At 68.5% G+C, this 5,768-nt stretch carries 4 protein-coding genes; 1 reads left to right on the forward strand and 3 read right to left on the reverse strand.

All coding sequences use genetic code 11. From position 1 onward, the window contains the following. Positions 1-52: 52 nt before the first annotated feature. Together K789_RS0100120 and K789_RS0100125 are read right to left on the reverse strand one after the other, a co-directional pair. Positions 53-835 (reverse strand): VOC family protein, encoded by a 783-nt coding sequence (locus K789_RS0100120; RefSeq protein ID WP_024364969.1) that lies wholly within the window; start codon positions 833-835, stop codon positions 53-55. 231 nt (positions 836-1,066) lie between these two features. Continuing rightward, on the reverse strand, positions 1,067-1,300 hold the full coding sequence (locus K789_RS0100125; protein ID WP_024364970.1) for a DUF3073 domain-containing protein: 234 nt from the start codon (positions 1,298-1,300) through the stop codon (positions 1,067-1,069). Between the two features lie 508 nt (positions 1,301-1,808). Between K789_RS0100125 and K789_RS23810 the strand changes: the two genes are divergently transcribed. Further along, entirely contained in the window at positions 1,809-2,465 is a 657-nt protein-coding gene (locus K789_RS23810) for a septum formation family protein (protein WP_051180826.1), read from the forward strand. 107 nt (positions 2,466-2,572) lie between these two features. Here the strand turns inward: K789_RS23810 and clpB are convergent, their stop codons facing one another. After that, positions 2,573-5,242 carry an ATP-dependent chaperone ClpB gene (gene clpB / locus K789_RS0100135; RefSeq protein WP_024364972.1) on the reverse strand — a complete coding sequence of 890 codons (2,670 nt, stop codon included), beginning with the start codon at positions 5,240-5,242 and terminating at the stop codon, positions 2,573-2,575. Positions 5,243-5,768 lie beyond the last annotated feature (526 nt).

Raw genomic sequence — 5,768 nt, forward strand, 5'->3', positions numbered from 1 at the left:
ATAAGTGCCGTTTTGAAGCTTCAAAACGGCACTTATGGAGCACTCGATCCGGTTAAACCTCCAGCACGCTGAACACGCCGCCCTGCGGATCCTCGAGGGTGGCGATGGTGCCGGCTTCCTCGAGCTCGTCCGGTTCGATCAGGACCGTGCCGCCGGCAGCCACGGCCGCCGCGACTGCGTCCGCGACGCTGGACACCCCGAAGTACACCTGCCATCCCGGCTTGAGGGTGCCCTCGGCGTCCGCCGGGACCGCGGCGATCCCGGCCACCTCCGCGCCGTCCACCATGAGCGTGGTGTACCTGCCGCCGTCGTCCTGCGGGTATTCGGTCACGTCGTGCCGGAACAGCTGCTGGAAGAATCCGACGGCGGACTGCGGCTCGGGCGTGAGCAGTTCGGCCCACGCCAGGGCACCGGGCTCCCCGCTTCGGGCCGTGCCGAAGTGGCTTCCGGCCTGCCAGGCGCCGGTGGTCCCTCCCCCGGGCGGGGCAAAGAACACCATCACGCCGGTGCCGCCCACCGGCTCGGGGCCGAACTCGAGGGTTCCGCCGGCGTGGACCAGCTCCGCAGCGAGCTCCCCCGCATCGGAGGATGCGAAATACACGTTCCATTGCCCCGGCGCTCCGGCGGCCTGCTGCTGCGGATTCTGCGGCGCGATCACGGTGACCAGGTCCCCGCCCAGGAAGGCCTGCGCGTAGCTGCGGCCGTCCGGGGTGGGCAGGTCCTCGTAGCGCCAGCCGAAGACCGCGGCATAGAACGCCTTGGCCGCCGCGACATCACTGGTCTGGAGGTCCGTCCAGCAGACCTCGCCCTCGGTGAACTCCGTGCGAATGGTCATGGCAATCCTTCCGGAATTTTCCTGGTGCGGGCCGGGTGGAACCGGCAGTTTCAACCTAGCCTGAGGGCCCGGCCGGGACAACTGCGCGGCACGGCCTGGCGGACGGGCCGGCCACAGCATCCGGGCAGCAGAAAACCCGCCGTCCACCCCCGTACTGGGAGCGGCCGGCGGGCCTGAAATCATGTGGTCGGCAATCCGCTAACGGAAGAGCATGCCGGAAAGAAGTGTCGACTAACCTATCCGACGGGAATCTACCTCGTCGTCGTCCTCTTCCACATCGTCCGCGTACTTGTCCACATAGGCCGAATAATCCGGCTCAACAGGCTCGTTCGAGAACCGACTCGGTGCACGAACCTCGGAGCTCTTGAGCTCACGCTGAAGCGCAGTGTAGTCAGTGTTCGGGGAATAGTACTTAATGTCCCGAGCCTGCTTGGTAGCTTTTGCCTTTTGACGGCCGCGCCCCATGGCGTGACCCCCTTTTGTACTCGGACCGGAGGTGGTCACCATTGGCGTTAGTGAGGCCCCGGAATGTTTGGTCAATTTGTCGTACACCTAGATTACATGCTTTCAGCGGTAACTGCTCCCCGGGACGGCCGCCGTGGACAGTGTTGCCCGCCCCCCGCCCCCGGACGGCCCCCGGCGGCATGCGGCCCGCCCGGCATCTTAGATAGAGTTCCGTAGTGGGCTCTCGGAAACGGGGCGCTCCGCCGGGCGTTCAGCCCCGGCAAAGACGCACGGAAGTGGTGAAGTCCCAGTGACCGAAGAGAACGAAAGGCCCGGCGACGCCGGCACGCCTGGGGTTCGCCCTGCCGGTGGACCCGGCGACCGGTCCGCCCCTGCCGTCCCGTCCGTTCCCCCGAAACCGTCGACGCCGCCAACGTCCGCGACACCTGTTGTGCCGCCTGTTGTGCCGCCTGCGGGTCCGCCGTCGACGACGGTTACGCCGCCGCCCGTCCGCCCGTCCGTCCCGCCGGTGATCCGGTCCGACGCCGGGCAGCAGGGCTCACGCGGGCGTCGAGGCACCCAGGACGCCAAGGGGGCAGCCGGTGCCGCACTCGCGGGAGCCGGCAAAATCGCTTCGCAAAAAGCTACCCAGCTGGGCGGCTGGGTCCGCCGCCAGAGTCCGGCGAGGATCGGCGCTGCGGTGGCCGCCGTCGTCGTCCTGGGTCTGCTGATCTGGTGGCTGGCCTCGCTGGGCGGCGGCACCAAGCAGCCTGCTGCGGGCGTCTCCCCTGCTCCTGCCTCGACGTCGTCCGCGCCGGCGAGCCGGGGGCCGCTTCCGCTGGAAGGGGTGGGCCCGCTCGACTTCCTGCTGGGCGACTGCTTCAAGGATTTCGACCCGGAAGCGCCCACGTCCACGGTGGTCGATTGCACCACCGGCCACTCAGCCCAGCTGGTCGCAATCGAGCACTACGCCGACGGGGACTCTTACCCGGGCCGGGACCCGCTCAAGCAGAAGGCCCTGGACGCGTGCAAGGCCGCGCCCCTGACGGAGAAGCAGTCCGACTATGTGCTGAGCTACAAGCTCGCGTACCCGAGCTCCACGAGCTGGGACAACGGCGACCGCCGCGTGGACTGCTACGTCACCGCGGACACCGGGAACGTCATTATGGAATCGCTGATTCCCTAGGGATCTCCCGGGTCCGCCGGGGTTTTAGGCCCCCACACGAACTGCCAGCCGGAGCAAGGTCCGGCTGGCAGTTCGTGTTTGAGGCTCGTGCCTGAGGTGGCGGAGCGTTACTCCTTGCGGCGGACGGAGAGTCCGCTGCCGGTGGAGGCGCCGCCGTCGGGCCGGTCGGACGCCTGGGCGCCGCCCGTGGTGAGCTCCGTGAGGTCCGGGGCGGTATCCACGAGTACGGTGTCCCCGTCCGTGATCTCGCCGGCCAGGATGGCTTTGGCCAGCCGGTCGCCGATTTCGCGCTGCACGAGGCGGCGCAGCGGCCGGGCGCCGTAGGCCGGGTCGAAGCCGGTCACCGCGAGCCAGGCGCGGGCCCCCTCGGTCACTTCCAGGTTGAGCCGGCGGCCCTTGAGGCGTTCGCCCAGCTCCTTGACCTGCAGCTCCACGATCCGGGACAGCTCCTCGACGCTGAGCGGGTCGAAGAGCACCACTTCATCGAGCCGGTTCAGGAACTCGGGCTTGAAGGAGGCGTGCACGGTGGCCATCACGGCCTCGCGCTTGGCGTTCGCGTCCAGCGTCGGGTCGACCAGGAACTGGCTGCCCAGGTTGGAGGTCAGGACCAGGATCACGTTGCGGAAGTCCACGGTGCGGCCCTGGCCGTCGGTGAGGCGGCCGTCGTCGAGCACCTGCAGCAGGATGTCGAACACCTCGGGGTGGGCCTTCTCCACCTCGTCCAGCAGCAGCACGGAGTAGGGACGGCGGCGGACGGCCTCGGTCAGCTGGCCGCCTTCCTCGTAGCCCACGTAGCCGGGAGGGGCGCCGACGAGGCGGGCCACGGAGTGCTTCTCCGAGTATTCGGACATGTCGATCCGCACCATGGCGCGTTCGTCGTCGAAGAGGAAGTCGGCCAGGGCCTTCGCCAGCTCGGTCTTGCCGACGCCGGTGGGGCCGAGGAACAGGAAGGAGCCCGTGGGCCGGTTGGGGTCGCTGATCCCGGCCCGGGCGCGGCGGACGGCGTCAGAGACCGCGGTGACGGCCTTGGCCTGGCCGATCAGCCGCTCGCCCAGCACGTGCTCCATCTCCAGCAGTTTCTGGCTCTCGCCCTGCAGCATGCGGCCGGCGGGGATGCCGGTCCAGGCGGAAATGACCTCGGCGATGTCGTCGGCGGTGACCTCTTCGGCCACCATGAGGTCCTGCTTGGCCCCTCCGCCGGCCACCCGGGCCGACTCCGCTTCGGCGGCTTCATTGAGTTCCCGCTCCAGGGCCGGAAGTTCGCCGTACAGGATCCGGGAGGCGGCCTCAAGGTCGCCTTCGCGCTGGAACTTCTCGGCGGCGGAGCGCAGTTCGTCGATCCTGGCCTTGAGGTCGCCGACCCGGTTCAGGCCCGCCTTCTCGGCCTCCCAGCGGGCGTTGAGCCCGGCCAGCTCTTCCTTTTTGTCCGCCATGTCGGCCCGGATGGCGGCAAGCCGCTCCACCGACGCAGGATCGGTCTCGTTGGCGAGGGCGAGTTCCTCCATGGTCAGGCGGTCCACGGAGCGGCGCAGCTGGTCGATCTCCTCCGGGGCGGAATCAATTTCCATGCGCAGCCGGGAGGCGGCCTCGTCCACGAGGTCGATCGCCTTGTCCGGGAGCTGCCGGCCGGAGATGTAGCGGTTGGAGAGCGTGGCCGCGGCGACGAGGGCGGAGTCGGCGATGGCGACCTTGTGGTGCGCCTCGTAGCGTTCCTTGAGCCCGCGCAGGATGCCGATGGTGTCCTCCACGCTCGGCTCCCCGACGAAGACCTGCTGGAAGCGGCGTTCCAGGGCGGGGTCCTTCTCGATGTTTTCGCGGTACTCGTCCAGGGTGGTGGCGCCGATCAGCCGGAGCTCGCCGCGGGCCAGCATGGGCTTGAGCATGTTGCCGGCGTCCATGGAGCTGTCCCCGGACGCGCCGGCGCCGACCACGGTGTGGATCTCGTCGATGAAGGTGACGATCTGGCCTTCGGAGCCCTTGATTTCCTCCAGGACTGCCTTGAGCCGTTCCTCGAATTCGCCGCGGTACTTGGCGCCGGCCACCATGGAGGCGAGGTCCAGGGCGATCAGGGTCTTGCCGCGCAGGCTTTCGGGCACGTCCCCGGCGACGATCCGCTGGGCGAGGCCTTCGACGACGGCGGTCTTGCCGACGCCCGGTTCGCCGATGATCACGGGGTTGTTCTTGGTCCGGCGGCTCAGCACCTGGATGATGCGGCGGATCTCGGCGTCGCGGCCGATCACCGGGTCCAGCTTGCCGGAGCGGGCAATAGCGGTGAGGTCGGTGCCGTATTTCTCCAGTGCCTGGAAGCTGTTTTCGGGGTCGGCGTTGTCCACCTTGCGGTCGCCGCGGACGCCCGGCAGGGCGGCCAGCAGGGCCTCGTGGGAGGCGCCGGCGTCGCGCATCATCTTGCCGACGGCGTCGCTACCGGATGCGAGGCCCAGCAGGAGGTGCTCGGTGGAGACAAACGAATCGCCGAGCCGCTCGGCCTCGTTCTGGGCATTCTTGATCGCCTGCAGGGCCGTACGGGACAGCTGCGGCTGCTGCACCGAGCTGCCGGACGTGGACGGCAGCGCCTTGATGGCGGAGCTGGCCTGGACGCTGACGGAATCCGGGTCCGTGCCGGTGGCGCGGAGGAGCGCGACGGCGACACCTTCGCGCTGGTCCATCAGCGCCTTGAGCAGGTGGGCGGGTTCGAGCTGGGGATTGCCCGCCGTCGAGGCGTTCATGGCGGCTGCCGCAAGAGCCTCCTGGCTCTTGGTGGTGAATTTGGCGTCCAAAGAGAGCTCCTTCCGGGAACATGCTGATATTAAAGTTGAGTCTACTCCGCTCAACTTTGCCTTGGGTTCCTTTGGCTCCATGTTTGCCCACGGCGAAACAGCTGTCTAGGGCCGGAGTCCCCCCGGGGCACCCGCGCCGCGCCCGGTGGACATGCCCTCCGCCCACCCAGGCCAATGGACATAGTCCCAATATGCCCACCTGTCAGGCCCAAGGCTGGGCATGTCCCCGCGGAGTCGGCACCAAGAATGGGCATGTCCTCCGCGGGCACAGACTGCAGGACTCGCTCAAGACTGGGCATGCCCCCAAGGACTGCCCGGCACGAGTGCGCATGTCCTCCGCCCGCCCGGGCCAATGGACATGGTCCCCATATGCCCACCCGCCAGGCCTGCGGCCGGGCATGTCCCCACGCGTTTGGCGCGAAGAACGGGCATGTCCTCCGCGGGTACAGACTGCAGGGCTCTGGACTGGACATGTCCTCACTGGCCAGCCCGCCAACCCGTTAAACCATTTCGACGGTCGGCTCCC

It is taken from the genome of Arthrobacter sp. TB 26, assembly GCF_000427315.1.
Classification (GTDB): domain Bacteria; phylum Actinomycetota; class Actinomycetes; order Actinomycetales; family Micrococcaceae; genus Arthrobacter.